This window comes from Vibrio sp. Vb0598, from assembly GCF_033338935.1.
Lineage (GTDB): Bacteria > Pseudomonadota > Gammaproteobacteria > Enterobacterales > Vibrionaceae > Vibrio > Vibrio alginolyticus.
Map to the genome: position 1 here is coordinate 12,427 of NZ_JAWOTP010000008.1, position 15,491 is coordinate 27,917.

Below are 15,491 nucleotides of genomic sequence, written 5' to 3' on the forward strand. Positions count from 1 at the left end.
TGAAGTGGCATAGTTAAGAACTATTGAGTAACTTAGAAATAGTATTGTTCCAATTATGAAACAAAATCAATTGTTTGATAAATTCTAACTCAGTCAAACTATTGTCAAATAAACTGACAGGAAGCAGACAGTTTTATATTCCACACCTATAATTGCCTCGGTTTAATGCTCTTTTCGAGGAATATATGAAAAAAACACTACTACTTGTTACTTCTCTACTCTTTGGGGCTGCGTTAGTGGGTTGCCAAACTTCTCAAAATACAGAAATGGAATCTACAGAAGCGTCAATGAAGACGATTACAGGTACAGTGGCTTATCGCGAGCGGATTGCCTTGCCACCAAACGCAGTGGTTACTATTGCGTTAGAAGATGTGTCCTTGGCGGATGCGCCAGCAAAAGTGTTGGCGAAACAGACATTCGAAACAGAAGGTAAGCAAGTTCCTCTTTCTTTTGAGTTGAGTTACGACAGCAATGAAATCAAACCAAACCATCGTTACAGCGTTCGTGCTCGCATTGAGGTAGATGGAAAGCTGCGTTTTATCAGCGACACACATAACGGTGTTATTACAGATGAAGCACAAACTCACCAATTAGATATTCGTCTAGTTGGAACACGTTAATACGACGTACTGAGAACAAAAAATGGCAGCTTAAGGCTGCCATTTGTATTTTTTAAGTGAAGTTTTGCCAACTTCCGATACTTCAATCCCTTCTGCTTCTAATTTCTTTTTTTGTCGCTCTAAGTCTCTGCCTTTTAAAGATATTTTTCCTTGGCTATTTACCACTCTAAACCAGGGGAGTTTGCTGCCTTCTGGTAGGTTACCCAGTGCTTTACCAACATGTCTCGCATAGCCCGGATAACCGGCCATTTTTGCAATTTCCCCATAGGTGGAGACTTTTCCTTTTGGAATTTGGTGAATTACAGCAAAGATTTGCGCTAAAAATTGGTCCATACTCAAAAGTGTCTATTTTGGATTACTAAGGAATGGTAAACCATTGGACTTGTATATTGCTAACGGTTCTTAACCCTTGTGTTGTCAGCGACTCACTTTGAAGAATTACATTTTCTGTTCTTTAGTGTCGTTGGTTGATGAGCCTTAAACAGCATGAAGCAAACGCAAGCTAAGCTTGAATCTAGACCCTCTCAACGACTTTCAATCCCAGTTTTTGCCGTTGAGTTACCAAGTAGGTGGGGAAGCCAGGAGGCGCTATGATTTTATCGACACTTCAATTTTTCGTTACGACCTTACTCGCTGTTGTCTGCGTTCGGGCGATGAGTTTGAGCGAGGGTGACATTCCCGTTCTTGCACTTATGATCCCCGCGCTGTGGGTTCTGCCACAAGGTGGGTTCGCTGGCCTAGTATTACTGGGCGCGATGATGGCTTTTGGTGCGACACTCTCAATGCAGCCAATTGCTTTGTCGGTTGGTGTTTTGATCCTTTTCCCACTTTTAATGGTGGTATTTTCTCGTAGAAGCTCTTTAGGTGTGTTGCTCACCGCTGGTCTTATTGTACTTACACTGCAAGTTGGTCTTATGGTCACACAGCAAGGCGGTAAGCTGGATGGTTTTGCTTGGGTTACAGTGGTTCAAACCATTGCGGTTATGGCGATGTGGTGGTCGGCTGCGCATTGGACGCCATCCAATAAACACAGCTGGTGGCCGTTGTTTTTGTTGCTCCCATTGTGGATTGCAGGCCTACCGTACGCCGTTCTTATGGCGTTAAGTTTGACGGGAATGTTAGCGTCAATGGAAGCACTTGCGAAGCTTCAACATACCATTCGTTGGAGCAAATTATTATGTTGGACATTGCCGACTGTGGGTTTTGCCGCTTTAGTCGTCAGCCCGACCACGGATGTGCCAAACCCTGTTTTCGTGGTTTGGATCTGTTTGTTAGGGACGGCTTGGATGACTGACTATATTTTACGTAGTAGCGATGAACAGGCTGAATTATGAATTTTTAGTCAGGTAAAAAGTGACATGTGCGGCAGAGTATCGAATTGGTTGTGGAACAAAATGGAGATTAGTATATGTTCTTCATTTCATATTTACTACACTTCCAATAATAATAACCACAATATAAGTGGTTGATTTAAGATAAGTTTGTCATGACAACTTTTGCTCGAACACTGTTGCTTTTTGCATGTTGCCTCTTGAGTTTGAATGTAAAAGCCGAAGCCCCTTTAATTGCTCATTATAAAGTCGCGACTGAAGCGGATGATGTCGTCACTCGTGTTCTTTTCAATGCTGCTTCAAAGGAGTTTGGCTTTACCGTTCAATACGTGAACTACTCCAGCTTTGATGCCATTCTAAATTCAGTAGCGAATGGGGAAGCGGACTTTGCTGCGAATATCACTTACACACAAGAACGTGCTCAACGTTTTAGTTATTCCCGCCCAACAAATATCGAATATACCTACCTCTTTGGTTTAAAAGATTCGACGTTGAGTGACATTTCGCGTGTTGGCATCCCCAAAGATACAGTTTATGCCCAATTACTTAAACAACACTACCCTGAGCTAGAACAGATCTCTTATCAAGGTCATGAACAAGCAGTAACACTGCTACGTTCAGGTGCTGTGGACGGCGTTGTCGATGCCATTAACCAGCTCAAGCCGATGCTGATGGAGGGGTTTGACGCCAAGATGCTCAATGATCAGATTTCGATAAAGCCCGTATCCATCATCAGTAAAAAAGATCATCATCTTGAGGAGTTGGACACGTTCGCTACGTTTATTCACGGGGAAGCGGTGCAAAAGCAGCTTCGCGAAGAAATTTCCCAGTATCAATTTGAATTAAGGCGAGCAGCGTTGCGTGATTCTATTCGTTTATTACCCCTTGATTTTAATGAACCAATACGGATTAAGCTCGAATCTATCTTTCCATATGTTGTATACAACGCAGATGGTAGTGTCGAAGGGATGACGGCTGATGTAGTCCTGAGAAGTTGTGAGATCTTGGCTTTAAACTGCTTGATCATTAGTGAGCCTGGTGAAAGCTGGGGTTCTATGTACCATGAGTTTATCCAAGGTAATTTCGAAATTTTGGCGCCGTTAACGGTCAGCCGTGAGCGGCGCGCATTTAGCTACTTTCCAAAGTCCCATTACGCGCCAGCATCGGTGATGGTCAAGCGTTTAGGTTACAAACCGAGCACATACTCTCATGTTTCACAGTTGATATCTGAGCGGATTGGCGTAGTTAAGGATGACTTTTTCGATCAAATGATGACGCAACTGTTACCGCTAAAAGAACTCAAACGTTATCGTACCCAACAAGAACTCATTCAGGGGCTATTAAATGAAGAAGTCGATTACATTCCGATGGATACGGCGATGCTCAATCATTTTTTACGTCTCAGTGAACTGGTTCCGATAGAGCAGGATACCGCTATTGGCGAGTTTTATGAGTCTCAACTCTCTGTTGGATTGGTCGCGAATGAAAAAGGAGCCATGCTTGCGCCTTTCTTCAGTCGAGCGATAGCGATGTTAGAAGTTGATAAGATCATTGCTCAGTACGATGTACGCCCAGATTGGCGTACCGCACTTGAATATGAGATTCGATTAGCGACGCAAACACAAGCTGTGTTTATCTTTGTATTATTGTTTGCTATTTGTGTTTCGCTTTATCTTTACCGTCAATCGAACACTGACAACTTAACAGGGTTAAGGAATCGTCGTGCGTTGCAAGTAAAGTATCGAAAAGGAGTAAACAAAGATCTATCCATACTTTACTTAGACATTAATCATTTCAAACGAATCAATGACACTTATGGGCATCGCGCTGGGGACGAAGTTTTACAACTACTGGCACTAAAAATTCATTATGTCTGGTCGGGAAGATGTTATCGAATTGGAGGGGATGAGTTCATATTGCTGGGTTATCCAACGCAAGCCGAGTTAACTAGAGCAATGAGAGAGCTCAGTAGAATCGACGTGAAAGGCAAATTATGTAGTGATTTGGAGTCTATAAGTATCTCTATTGGTTTCTCTGCAAAAAGGGAACGGCACATGAGCTTAGAGCAAGCGATGCATTTGGCTGATGAAGACATGTACATGAGTAAGCAGTCCTCACGGCACGACTCCTCTTATCGTGACTGCACGGTTTCATCATAAAGGAATGAATTGATCGAGTTTTGTTCAAACGGTAATGAAATGATGAAATTCAAGGTTTTTGCTCTTGCATTATGAGAGCTGATACTGAATAATCGCCCCATCGATTGAGGCAAGACCTCTCGAAAAGAATTATGGGGCTCTGGTCCTCTCGCAACAATAGCTCGTGAACTCGGTCAGGTCCGGAAGGAAGCAGCCGCAGCGTGTGACTTGTGTGCCGGGATGTGGCTGGGGTCCCACCCTTTGAAAGCCCTGCGTTATCGCAGGGCTTTTTTCGTTTTTGAGCCTTCTTTTATTTTGGCTACGCTTGGTGTTCAACGTCTTCTGATGATCAAGCTTCTTGAGGTTATTTAGGTATAATTTATAATCTCATCCGCTCGATACCGAACTTTCGTGAAGATTGTTTAGGGTACACTCGCCGAATAACCATTTTCACCTGGGATACTTTAATGATTTCAAAAAACCAATTAAAACTGCTTCGTGCTTTAGGTCAAAAGAAACAGCGTAAAGCGCATGGCTTATTCCTAGTTCAGGGTGAAAAGAACGTACTAGAGCTAGCAAGTAGTTCATTGAAGGTGAAGCAGGTTTTTGCAACAGCGGCATTTCTCGAACAAAATGCTGGTACGCTAAATCGTTTTGATTGTGTTGAAGCATCGCTTGATGAATTGACCAAAGCGAGCACGCTTGTGAGCAATAATGCGGCCATTGCTGTGGTTGAAATTCCGAGTGTAAAAGAGCCTCAAGCGAAAGGCTTGATGATTGCGCTAGATGGTGTATCCGACCCTGGTAATCTAGGTACGATTATTCGTGTTGCAGACTGGTATGGCATCAAGCACATTATTGCGAGTACAGATTGTGCTGATCCTTATAATCCTAAAACGATCAGTGCGACCATGGGCAGCTTTGGCCGCGTACAAGTGAGTTTGGTGGATTTGCCAAGTTACTTGGAACACGCCAAATTGCCAGTATATGGCGCGTTTTTGGAAGGAGAGAGCGTTCATAAAACGGATTTCGCTGCTGAAGGTATTTTGTTGATGGGCAGCGAATCTCATGGTGTGCGCGAAGCCGCAGCAAAATTCGTGACAGATAAGATCACGATTCCGGCGTTTGGCGGTGCCGAATCACTGAATGTCGCGATGGCGACTGGCATTATTTTAGACAACATGCGCCGCCAACATAGCTAATGCAACAATTACTTAATAACAAAGCCAGTCTATTTGACTGGCTTTGTTGTATTTTGCCTAGAAAAATCAGCCTGGCTGAATCTTGCGTTTAACAAAATACAGTGAATGTTGTTCGGTGAGTTAATTTTGTTTTAGTTCAATAGGCTGTGCCTATAAATAAAATTACTCCTTTCCATTTAGTAAAATCAGGAAATTAGGCGACACTTATCTAAAGGCCGCAATAAAATGCCCTTAAGGAGATAAGAATGCATTCATTAAAAGTAAAAGATTACATGACGTTGCAAGCGGTGACTTTCACGAAAGATATGTCACTTTCGGCAGCTTTAAACAAAGTAATGCAAAGTGTCACACTAGGTGGCCCTGTCATTGATGAAAATGAAAAAGTGGTTGGGTTTTTATCGGAGCAAGACTTATTAGATAAGTTGGTGAAAGCAAGTTATCACTGCCAAGATACACATACGGTACAAGAGTGTATGCATGATGATGTCTTATCTGTTTCTCCAGAAATGTCAGTAATTGAACTGGCTGACATGATGAAAGTTGGAAAGCCGAAAATGTATCCAGTGGTGGATGGCAAAGGTAAGTTGGTTGGTGTTATCACAAGAAGAGACGTGCTGCGTGCCATAGGAATGACATTAAATGAGTGTTTTAAGCATCCCGTTTAACCTCTCTGTTTAAACTTTACGGAATATTGCTTTTAAACTGGTTTGGAAAGACGCTTCGGCGTCTTTTTTATTTTCTATCGCCGAACTGTACAAATTTATCTTGACCTTGGAGCTTACTCTAAGGTTTATCCTTAGCAATAGGTAAATCACCGATACCAATAAGGAAAAAATTATGTGTACAAAACATCAAGGTTGCCAATCTAGCAAAATCAAAACTGCGGTGCCGCTTGGTGCAAGCGAGTCATGCTGTGCGCCAGTAAAATCTTCGCTCAATATCTCTCAGGCCAGTGTTGATGTTTCTGAAAGCTCTTGCTGTAGTGGAGGAGGCTGCAGCGTTGACACAGGCGAGGAAGACGATCCCACAAGGGAGAGTAATTCCTCCGTTCGGAACGCTTGGCTTGTGTCAGGTATGGATTGCCCATCTTGTGCGCAAAAGCTTGAGAAAGCCATTACGTCTTTACAAGGCGTCAGCCAAGCCAAGGTTTTGTTTGCAACAGAAAAACTGGTCGTCGATTTTGATGGTCTAGAGCTGATAGCTACGATAGAGCAGACAGCCCAAAAAACGGGTTTCCCGCTCTCTTCACTTGATGCTCCAAAACCAAGCACTACAAAGAAAGGCTGGCTTGGCGTCATAAGAGACAACATCCAAATTCTCTCGATTGCTGGTGCAATGGCTACTGCGGCAGTAATTTCTAAGATCGACCCTCAAATAAGCGCTTGGTTATTCACTTTGACGTGTTTACTTGGTTTATACCCAATCGCGCTCAAAGCATTTAAGTTGGCGCGTAGCGGTACGCCTTTTGCGATTGAAACGTTAATGAGTGTAGCGGCGCTCGGCGCTTTATATTTAGGTGAAACCGCCGAAGCCGCAATGGTGTTATTGCTTTTCCTTATTGGTGAAAAGTTAGAAGCATATGCATCATCTCGCGCGCGAAGCGGTGTCCAGGCGTTAATGGACTTAGTCCCAGAAAGTTCAATTTTAATAATTGATGGTGAACGTAAAGAAGTACCAGCTGCTCAGCTTAAACCAGGGGATATCATAGAAGTCGCACCCGGAGGTCGTTTGCCTGCCGACGGTGTTTTGCAAGATGCGCTTGCGAGTTTTGACGAAAGTGCGTTAACGGGAGAATCTGTTCCCGTTGAGCATCAAACCGGTGGCAAAGTGATGGCCGGGGCTGTGGTTGTCGATAAAGTGGTTCGCTTACAGGTGACTTCCCGTCAGGGCGAGAATGCGATAGACCGAATTCTTCATTTGATTGAAGAAGCAGAATCCCGTAAGGCACCATTAGAACGCTTTCTTGATAAATTTAGCCGTTGGTATACGCCACTAATGATGTTGGTGTCTCTGGTGGTTATCGTTACGCCGCCATTACTATTTGCCCAACCGTGGGAAACGTGGATCTATCGAGGACTTGCCCTGCTGTTGATTGCTTGTCCATGTGCATTAGTAATTTCAACGCCTGCGGCGATCACTTCTGGCTTGGCGGCAGCTGCTAAGCGGGGCGCATTGATCAAAGGTGGAGCGGCGCTTGAGTTGCTTGGCAAGGTTGAGTCTGTCGCATTTGATAAAACTGGGACACTGACGCAAGGTAAACCAGAAGTGACCGACGTCTTTGCTTTTGATATGGATGAAGACAAGTTACTTAGCCTAACTGCGTCAATCGAGGTTGGCTCAAGTCATCCTCTAGCAGTTTCTTTAGTTACCAAAGTGCAAGAGCAGGGGCTTACTATTCCTGAAGCGTTGGATAAAACCGCGCAAGTAGGCTCTGGTGTCACTGGTTACGTCGATGGAAAAATGGTCCAAGTGGTCACGCCTTCAAAGGCAGACTTTCCACTTTCTCAAGAAGCCAAAGAGCAAGTGGTTACGTTGGAACAACAAGGTAAAACGGTTGTCATTGTGCGTTTCGATGACGAGGTCATTGGCGTGATCGCATGGCAAGATACATTGCGCTCAGATGCTCAGCAAGCCATCGCAATGTTGAAGGAACTTGGGGTCACGTCGGTGATGCTAACGGGTGACAACCCGAGAAGTGGAGAAGCAATGGCAAATAGAATAGGCTTGGATTATAAAGCGAGTTTGTTACCTGCAGACAAGGTGCATTACGTCGAGAAGCTATCACAACAACATACCGTTGCGATGGTGGGAGACGGTATCAATGATGCTCCAGCCATGAAAGCTTCGAGCATTGGTATTGCGATGGGAGGCGGTACGGATGTTGCGCTCGAGACAGCTGATGCGGCGTTAACACACAACCGTTTGATTGAGCTACCTGCCATGATAGAACTGTCGCGTGCGACGCTAAGTAACATTCGTCAGAATGTCGCGTTAGCGCTAGGTTTGAAAGGTGTATTCTTAGTGACAAGTTTACTTGGTGTTACTGGGTTGTGGGTTGCTGTATTAGCCGACAGTGGTGCAACAGCACTGGTGACATTGAATGCGTTGAGATTACTTCGTTTTGAGTCCAAGCAGATTAAATAACTGACCTAACCATTGATCCCACTCATTAATAGCCCGAGGCATTCGTGTATCGGGCTTTTTTTAACCGTATTCACCTGATGCGATCAGACGTTTTTCTCGTCCTTGAAATCACGCATTGCTATGCAACAAAATGATCTAATGCCCCTTAAAGTGTGATCAATACCAGTTTTGTTTGAAATTTCATTTTCATTACATTTTGTCATTGTGATTATGATCACTCTATGTTGGTGAAAGGTTCGCTACAGTGCATCTGTACCCAATAACTGATTAATGAGCTTATTGTTCATAAAATAAGCCACAATAAGGAGCGACTTATGTCTCAAGCTGTATTCCATTTAGGTATTACTGAAGCTGATCTTAATGGTGCGACTCTAGCGATCATTCCTGGTGACCCAGCGCGTGTTCAAAAAATCGCAGAACAAATGGAAAATCCAGTATTTCTAGCAAGCCATCGTGAATACACGCTATACCGTGCAGAGCTAGACGGTAAACCTGTTGTGGTTTGTTCTACAGGTATTGGTGGTCCTTCTACCTCTATCGCAGTTGAGGAATTGGCACAGCTTGGTGTTCGCACTTTCCTACGTGTTGGTACAACGGGTGCAATTCAACCGCATGTAAACGTGGGTGACATGATCGTAACGACGGGGTCAGTTCGTCTTGACGGTGCGAGCCTACACTTTGCTCCTATGGAATTCCCAGCAGTTGCTGACTTTGAAGTAGCAACCGCAATGAAAGCAGCGGTAGAAGAGTCTGGCGCTACGGTTCACATGGGTGTGACTGCATCAAGCGACACGTTCTACCCTGGTCAAGAACGTTACGATACGTTCTCTGGTCGTGTTGTTAAGCGTTTCCAAGGCTCTATGCAAGAATGGCAAGACATGGGCGTACTTAACTTCGAGATGGAGTCTGCAACACTGCTAACAATGTGTGCGAGCTCTGGTTTAAAAGCGGGTTGTGTGGCTGGTGTTATCATCAACCGTACACAAAAAGAGATTCCAGATCATTCAACTCTGAAAGAAACGGAAGCGCGTTCAATTAAAGTGGTTGTAGAAGCAGCGCGTAAAATGCTTTAAGCCGCTATAGTTGGCATTTAAACAAACAGAAAAACCAGAGGCTAACCTCTGGTTTTTTTCTACTTATAGAAATGCGTACAGCTAAAGTTTAGGTATAAAAAAAAGCAGCATTAATGCTGCTTTTTATCGTTGTGAATTTTAGCTTTTCTTAATGGCACTAGATCTCGTCTGAACCGCCCGCGTCTTTAAACCAAGCCGTTAAGTGCGTTCTTAAATCTTTAAGCTCATCAGGGCCAATCAGGGCTAGCCCTAAGTCTTCAGCACGAGTAATGTCATTGTGACGAAGAGGACGGAAGCTCACCAACATTGCGCGCGCTTGTAAGCCACCTAATAGATCGCGAAGCGATTCTAACTTATATAAAGTATCGTCGCCGTCATCTCTCATGCCTTTGGTTTTGCACTCGATGATGTGCAGCTTGTTGTTTACAACTGTTGCGACATCTAACTCATTGCGTACTTCACTTTCACCAAGTTTGCGATAAACCTGAACATTTAACGATCGATCTTGGATCGTCGGCATGGTGTCTTGGATTTGCTTCACGGTGCTGTGAACCAAAGTTTCTAACCACTCACCGTTTGAAAAGCGTCGAGCATCTTCATCTGCAAACGTTAAAACGCCATTCTCATAGGTGGCGATTTCTGCTTCTACTAAATCTGAAAGCAACATGTTGAGCTCACGGTAGCCCTGCTGTTTTTCGGAGAGCTCGACATCAAGCTTTTGTTCTTTGCGGCATGTGGTTGCAAGGTAGTTAAGTGTTGCTAGACCTGGCCCAAGCTCAAGCGCATTTGAGGCCCATCGTTCACCAAGTTCATACAATTTTTTATCAAGAAGAGGTGGTAAATCAACGTGGTGAAACTCGCCGCGTGCACCAAAGATAGTGAGGTAATCTGCAATCGTAATGTGATCTTCGACTTGGGTATCTTCTTTGCCATCAGGGTATAACCAACAAAGCTTATCGCTACTAGGCTCAACCACAAAAATTGGCCAGCGATAGGTACGGAAAACTTCGTACACCGACAACAAGCGATGACGAAGACCACAGCTCGCGTTCAATTTTACATCTTCGCCGCGTTCATGGAGATCTTTTGCCAGTTTTTGAATTGCTTGTTTGATCAGAGATGTATTAACAGCGGATGGAATTTCAAAAAATTCAGAAGTAATTTCTCGTTGATCTAAAACGGCACTCAGTCGGTCAAATATATCTAACTGGCTCTTGTCTCCGATGAAGACGATATGTGTGCTTAGCGTACGATTATCTAATAGAGGAGTGACCAATCTCACTGGGTCTTGGTCGATAATACCAACATGAACAGCCATAGATTTTCCTTTTTATGAGGCCGCTCGAAAAGAGTTGTGCAAGGGGATGAGCTGGCCTTATTAATCATATGTAGACATGGCCGACAAAAAACAAGGGCGACTTAACAAAAAGTCGCCCTTATACAGTTGATTGCACTAATTAATACTCTTAATTATAAAGTATTTATAACTTAAAGCGGTGGACCAATTCATTTTGCTGATGAGCCAAGTGGGTCAGTGATTCACTGGTTTGTGCGATACTCGACATGGCTTGGAAACTTTCATCGGCGATGCTGTTGATATCTTCAATACTGCGAGCAATGTCTGTTGATGTTTCACTTTGCTCTGCTGCTGCTTGTGAAATGTGCGTACTCATTTGGCTGATCTCAATGATTAGCGCCTGGATCTCTTCCATTGAGCTGTTCGCTTTTGACGCTTGCTCAACCGACATCTCCATATCGCTCATACAGCTTTGTATGACTTGGTTCGCCGATTGCGAGCTAGATTGCAGATTACTGATCATGGATTCAATTTCAGTGGTTGATTGAGTCGTTCTTGATGCGAGTACTCGTACTTCATCTGCCACTACCGCGAAGCCGCGACCTTGTTCACCAGCGCGAGCCGCTTCAATTGCCGCGTTCAATGCCAGTAGGTTGGTTTGCTCCGCAATGTTGCGGATCACATCAAGGATAGACCCAATTTGACCACTCATTTTTTGTAGCTCAGAAACTGCGGAGACCGATTCGTTCAAACGTGTTTCTAGTTGATTAATGGTTGAGATGTTACTGCTCATAACATTTCTGCCTTCTTCAGAGGCAGATTCGACGCGTTGCACCATTTCTAGCGAGCCTTGCGCACTTTGCGCGACTTCCTGCACTGAATGAGACATTTCTGTCATCGCGGTAGCGACGTTTGCCGTTTGTTCGCGTTGAGAGCTCAATTTAATTTGTGCTTGCGAAGAGGTGCGTTCGTTGGTTGTCGCGGTTGACGATAGGTTTTCTGACGCTTCGTTGAGTTTCACCAAGATCTCGTGAAGGTTGTCGGCGAGTGAGTTAATGTGTCCACTCACACGGCTGAATTCGTTGTTATAGCGAATGTCGATACGCTGTGTCATATCACCTTCAGTCAGGCCTTCTAACACTTTTAGAATACGAGTCAACGGCTCGCGAACGCTTTGTGCGATGTGGTAGCCAATCGCTGTCGCGAGTAAAACGACAATAACGCCAATGATGATGGCTTTCGTTACACCCGCCGAATATATGTCACCTGCATCTGCCAATGATTCATTGAGCTTATCTGTTGCGGTTGTCGTAAATTGCTCAAGAATCGCCATGGTTGAATCCACTTTATTTGCTAGGTTGGCGATATTGTTATACAAAGCGGCGCGAGCATTGAGGTAATTATTATGTTGGTCTAGCACACCGCCACGCATACCGACGTCACGAGTAAATTGCTCTACAGATTCGCCAAATGCTTTTTCTAGCTCAGGAAGCTGAGTCACCAACCCGCGGAATGCGTAATTCAAGTGCGTTACTGCTTTGCGGTTTTTAGCCACGGCTTGCGTAACAAACTCAGGGTTGGAACTGGCGAGAGCATCAGAAGTAATCACTTCGGCATCTTTTAACTTGATAAAGTAGCTCTTTGCCATGACTTTGACAGAAATGCTGGTTTGATCTGCCACATATTCTTTAAGACCAACCGACAGTTCGGTATTCAGTTTTTGGAAGCGGCGTGAGGATTTTTGCACTTCTTCTTGAGCCGCGAACATTGCTTCGTAGTTGTCCATGGCCTCTAGAGCTTCTGTAAAATAGCTCTGCTCTAACGTTTTTAACTGTGAAAACGGTTCGGCAAGAGAAGGGTAGGTTTGGCTTGCGGTTTTCAGTTGAGCCAATGTGGATTCGAAGCGCTGTTGAGATCTAGCAAATTCCTGACGCATTTCATCCATGCGTTGTTTATTCTCTGTCGTCAGGAAGTCTTTAAATGATTTGTCGGCAGAAAGCAGCTCAACACTGGTTTGATTAGATAACGATACCAACGGTAGGGATGATTTAGAAACCGTGCCAAATTTTCCGTGAATATCACTCATTCCTCCCATCATAATGGCAATTGTGACGGCAAATAGGATGATGATCAGTGCAAAGCCGGCATACATCCTTTTAATAACTGAACCTCGCATAAGTGAGCTTCCTCTCCCAAAAATAGACAAGCTACCCAAGTATTTTTGAATTTACTTGGGTATAAAAATAATAATTGTCTTAAAAAAGTAACAAAATTCATTGGATTGTATTCAGTTTGTGATGCGCATTTTATGACGCACACGACAAAAAAAGCTTCGTTAATTAGCATTTGATTAATAATGTTAAGTGAACACTGTTTTTATTGAGCTCCGCTTTTGGTTGGCGCATACTAATTGGGGTCTAATTACGTTTATAAAATGGAGTCCTCATGGCGGAAGAAACGATCTTTAGTAAAATTATTCGCAAGGAAATCCCTGCCGATATCCTTTATCAAGATGATTTGGTGACTGCGTTTCGCGACATTAACCCTCGCACACCAAGCCATATTCTCATTATTCCGAATAAACTGATCCCAACAACGAATGATGTAGAAGCTGAAGATGAAGCAATAATGGGGCGTTTGTTCACTGTTGCTAGAAAGTTAGCGAAAGAAGAAGGTATTGCTGAAGACGGCTATCGCCTGATCGTTAATTGTAATCCACATGGTGGCCAAGAGGTTTACCATATTCACATGCACCTACTAGGCGGCCGCCCTCTAGGTCCAATGGTATTGAGCTAAGCTTTTAAAAGTGGGTGGTGATTCACCCACTTCTTTTTCCTGTCGAATGACACATTTGTGGAGATAAATGTGAAACTAGGTGTAAAGCTGTTAGGGCTGATGAGCTGGGCTTTAATGGCCTCTGGCTGCGCGAATTTATCTGCGGGCAATCTGTTTAGTCATTACAGCAACCAGAATCAAGAAGTTTATCAAGCCGTTGTTGCAGGGGAATATGCCAAAGCAAAACAACTTCAATCAAGTGAAGTGGGTGGCGAGATACTTGGCAATTTTGAAAAAGGTCGTATCTCTTTTCTTGCTGAAGATTACCCGACAAGTTTGAATGCGCTAGAAAGCAGCGATCGTGCCGTACGTGTTCAACAAGATCGAGCGACGATATCTGTGTCAGGCACGGCAACGAGCGTCGGCTCTCTCGCAGTGAACGACAATCTCCAAGACTATCATCCCGCCGATTACGAACTTGGCTTTTTGCACCTGTATCTAGGACTAAATTACTTACAGAAAAACGATTTAGAAGGGGCACTAGTTGAAGTGCGTCGAGCTAATCAAGTTCAGGAAGCAGCAAGAAAGGCGCGTGAAAAAGAGCTAAAAGCAGCAGAGAAAGACCTTAACAAGCAAGGCATGTCTGCCAATTTAGGCAGTGTGTTAGCGAACTACCCTGATGCTGGTAAAAAACTAAGCGCGGTACAAAATGGTTATCTGTTCTATCTTTCTGGCTTGTTATATGAAGCGTCGCGAGACTTAAACAGTGCTTATGTTGATTACCGACGAGCACTCGCTGTAATGCCAGACAACAAGCAAGTTGTGGAAAGCACCTTATACGCTGCTAAGAAGCTGGGCATGCGTGAAGACTTGCGCATGCTAGAGAAGCGGTATGGTAAAGCACCTTCTGGATTAACTCAGTCACAAGGGCGAGTCATCGTTATTGATGAGCAGGGTGTTGTTGAGGCGATGAAAGGGTGGCGTATTGATTTACCAATTTACGACAGTCGCGATAATGGCGCGATTTATTCGTTGGCGCTTCCTTATTATCAGAACCGAGGTGCTCAACGTTTTAGCGATGTTGTTTTAAATGGTCAGGTATTATCTTCCAGTACGCTGGTTGATGTTAATGCGATGGCGCAAAACGATCTTAATGAACGTCTTACTACAATAGTGATCCGTCAAGCTCTTCGTGTTTGGGCAAAAGATCGAATCCGAAAAGAGGCGGCGAAAAAAGGCGATGATGTGGGCAACATACTTTTCAACGTATGGAATACATTGACCGAACAGCCAGATACGAGAAGTTGGCAAACGTTGCCAGCGCAAGTGAAAACGGCTTCAAAAATCGTGAAACCGGGAACACAAAGTTTAAACTTGGGTGATCAAACCTATCAGTTTGAAGTGCCTGCACAGCAGACTACATTGGTATGGGTATCTCGTCAGGGAGCACACTCAACCGTGTGGCATAAACAGCTAGGGAGACTGTAATGAAAGCATGGCTTGTTTGTTTAGCAATGGCTATTGGTTTAGTTGGATGCGCCGAAAACACGGCTGGTATTCGAATTGATGGCCAAACGCAAAAAGTATTCTTTAATGATAACGTTTTAGGTAGTCGCTTATTAGTTGACAACATCACCACCACTTACGTTGATGATCGCCCACGAGGAGTCGTGCAGCTGAGTAGCAATTACAAAGGTGATCAGCACATTCTTTACCGATTTTATTGGTATGACAACAATGGTTTAGAAGTGAATACCAAACCTGGTCCGTGGCGAAAAATGATTGTGCGAGGATTTGAGCAAGTCACGTTATCTGAAGTTACTGTGAATCCAAATGGCACAAAATTCCGTGTGCAAATTAGAGAAGCACAAGACGATTAATCTTAACGGCTCTGCCGAAGCTGCCGCGCTA

At 44.0% G+C, this 15,491-nt stretch carries 13 protein-coding genes and 1 other RNA gene; 11 read left to right on the top strand and 3 right to left on the bottom strand.

The window, feature by feature from the left end:
• The first annotated feature begins 185 nt into the window (after positions 1–185).
• A complete protein-coding gene (locus R7Q38_RS10240) occupies positions 186–620 on the top strand; it encodes a YbaY family lipoprotein (RefSeq protein ID WP_005378572.1) in 435 nt (144 codons plus the stop codon).
• Between the two features lie 30 nt (positions 621–650).
• On the opposite strand, the gene R7Q38_RS10245 is transcribed toward R7Q38_RS10240, so the two are convergent.
• Positions 651–953 carry a DNA base-flipping protein gene (locus R7Q38_RS10245; RefSeq protein ID WP_005378570.1) on the bottom strand — a complete coding sequence of 101 codons (303 nt, stop codon included), beginning with the start codon at positions 951–953 and terminating at the stop codon, positions 651–653.
• 257 nt (positions 954–1,210) lie between these two features.
• Between R7Q38_RS10245 and R7Q38_RS10250 the strand changes: the two genes are divergently transcribed.
• From R7Q38_RS10250 to udp, 7 genes are all read left to right on the top strand, one after another.
• Positions 1,211–1,954 (top strand): hypothetical protein, encoded by a 744-nt coding sequence (locus R7Q38_RS10250; RefSeq protein WP_005378568.1) that lies wholly within the window; start codon positions 1,211–1,213, stop codon positions 1,952–1,954.
• 152 nt (positions 1,955–2,106) lie between these two features.
• A complete protein-coding gene (locus R7Q38_RS10255) occupies positions 2,107–4,110 on the top strand; it encodes a GGDEF domain-containing protein (RefSeq protein ID WP_017820005.1) in 2,004 nt (667 codons plus the stop codon).
• 137 nt (positions 4,111–4,247) lie between these two features.
• Positions 4,248–4,344, top strand: an RNA gene (gene ffs / locus R7Q38_RS10260) — signal recognition particle sRNA small type.
• Between the two features lie 212 nt (positions 4,345–4,556).
• Positions 4,557–5,291 (top strand): RNA methyltransferase, encoded by a 735-nt coding sequence (locus R7Q38_RS10265; RefSeq protein ID WP_005378485.1) that lies wholly within the window; start codon positions 4,557–4,559, stop codon positions 5,289–5,291.
• 245 nt (positions 5,292–5,536) lie between these two features.
• The gene (locus R7Q38_RS10270; protein ID WP_005378483.1) at positions 5,537–5,956 is read left to right on the top strand and encodes a CBS domain-containing protein; all 420 of its coding nucleotides are present in this window, start codon (positions 5,537–5,539) and stop codon (positions 5,954–5,956) included.
• A gap of 172 nt (positions 5,957–6,128) precedes the next feature.
• A complete protein-coding gene (locus R7Q38_RS10275; RefSeq protein ID WP_239939230.1) occupies positions 6,129–8,435 on the top strand; it encodes a zinc/cadmium/mercury/lead-transporting ATPase in 2,307 nt (768 codons plus the stop codon).
• Between the two features lie 314 nt (positions 8,436–8,749).
• Positions 8,750–9,508 (top strand): uridine phosphorylase, encoded by a 759-nt coding sequence (gene udp, locus R7Q38_RS10280; protein ID WP_017820007.1) that lies wholly within the window; start codon positions 8,750–8,752, stop codon positions 9,506–9,508.
• Positions 9,509–9,665: 157 nt separating this feature from the next.
• On the opposite strand, the gene R7Q38_RS10285 is transcribed toward udp, so the two are convergent.
• Together R7Q38_RS10285 and R7Q38_RS10290 are read right to left on the bottom strand one after the other, a co-directional pair.
• The gene (locus tag R7Q38_RS10285) at positions 9,666–10,826 is read right to left on the bottom strand and encodes a DUF1887 family protein (protein WP_005378476.1); all 1,161 of its coding nucleotides are present in this window, start codon (positions 10,824–10,826) and stop codon (positions 9,666–9,668) included.
• A 163-nt stretch (positions 10,827–10,989) separates the two neighbouring features.
• Positions 10,990–12,981, bottom strand: coding sequence for a methyl-accepting chemotaxis protein (locus R7Q38_RS10290; RefSeq protein ID WP_213909899.1), 1,992 nt, complete (start codon positions 12,979–12,981; stop codon positions 10,990–10,992).
• Positions 12,982–13,250: 269 nt separating this feature from the next.
• Between R7Q38_RS10290 and hinT the strand changes: the two genes are divergently transcribed.
• The 3 genes from hinT (at position 13,251) to R7Q38_RS10305 (ending at position 15,460) form a co-directional block, all read left to right on the top strand.
• Complete coding sequence (hinT, locus tag R7Q38_RS10295; protein ID WP_239938935.1) at positions 13,251–13,601, top strand: purine nucleoside phosphoramidase; 351 nt, start codon at positions 13,251–13,253, stop codon at positions 13,599–13,601.
• A gap of 69 nt (positions 13,602–13,670) precedes the next feature.
• Positions 13,671–15,068 (top strand): hypothetical protein, encoded by a 1,398-nt coding sequence (locus tag R7Q38_RS10300; RefSeq protein WP_318114210.1) that lies wholly within the window; start codon positions 13,671–13,673, stop codon positions 15,066–15,068.
• Positions 15,068–15,460 carry a YcfL family protein gene (locus R7Q38_RS10305; RefSeq protein ID WP_005378469.1) on the top strand — a complete coding sequence of 131 codons (393 nt, stop codon included), beginning with the start codon at positions 15,068–15,070 and terminating at the stop codon, positions 15,458–15,460. Before R7Q38_RS10300 ends, R7Q38_RS10305 begins: the two co-directional genes overlap by 1 nt.
• Positions 15,461–15,491: the final 31 nt, after the last annotated feature.

Bases quoted from the DNA above. Each gene is read 5' to 3' on its own strand.
- R7Q38_RS10240 (WP_005378572.1), top strand. From the start codon at position 186: ATGAAAAAAACACTACTACTTGTTACTTCTCTACTCTTTGGGGCTGCG.
- R7Q38_RS10245 (WP_005378570.1), bottom strand. From the start codon at position 953: ATGGACCAATTTTTAGCGCAAATCTTTGCTGTAATTCACCAAATTCCA.
- R7Q38_RS10250 (WP_005378568.1), top strand. From the start codon at position 1,211: ATGATTTTATCGACACTTCAATTTTTCGTTACGACCTTACTCGCTGTT.
- R7Q38_RS10255 (WP_017820005.1), top strand. From the start codon at position 2,107: ATGACAACTTTTGCTCGAACACTGTTGCTTTTTGCATGTTGCCTCTTG.
- R7Q38_RS10265 (WP_005378485.1), top strand. From the start codon at position 4,557: ATGATTTCAAAAAACCAATTAAAACTGCTTCGTGCTTTAGGTCAAAAG.
- R7Q38_RS10270 (WP_005378483.1), top strand. From the start codon at position 5,537: ATGCATTCATTAAAAGTAAAAGATTACATGACGTTGCAAGCGGTGACT.
- R7Q38_RS10275 (WP_239939230.1), top strand. From the start codon at position 6,129: ATGTGTACAAAACATCAAGGTTGCCAATCTAGCAAAATCAAAACTGCG.
- udp (WP_017820007.1), top strand. From the start codon at position 8,750: ATGTCTCAAGCTGTATTCCATTTAGGTATTACTGAAGCTGATCTTAAT.
- R7Q38_RS10285 (WP_005378476.1), bottom strand. From the start codon at position 10,826: ATGGCTGTTCATGTTGGTATTATCGACCAAGACCCAGTGAGATTGGTC.
- R7Q38_RS10290 (WP_213909899.1), bottom strand. From the start codon at position 12,981: ATGCGAGGTTCAGTTATTAAAAGGATGTATGCCGGCTTTGCACTGATC.
- hinT (WP_239938935.1), top strand. From the start codon at position 13,251: ATGGCGGAAGAAACGATCTTTAGTAAAATTATTCGCAAGGAAATCCCT.
- R7Q38_RS10305 (WP_005378469.1), top strand. From the start codon at position 15,068: ATGAAAGCATGGCTTGTTTGTTTAGCAATGGCTATTGGTTTAGTTGGA.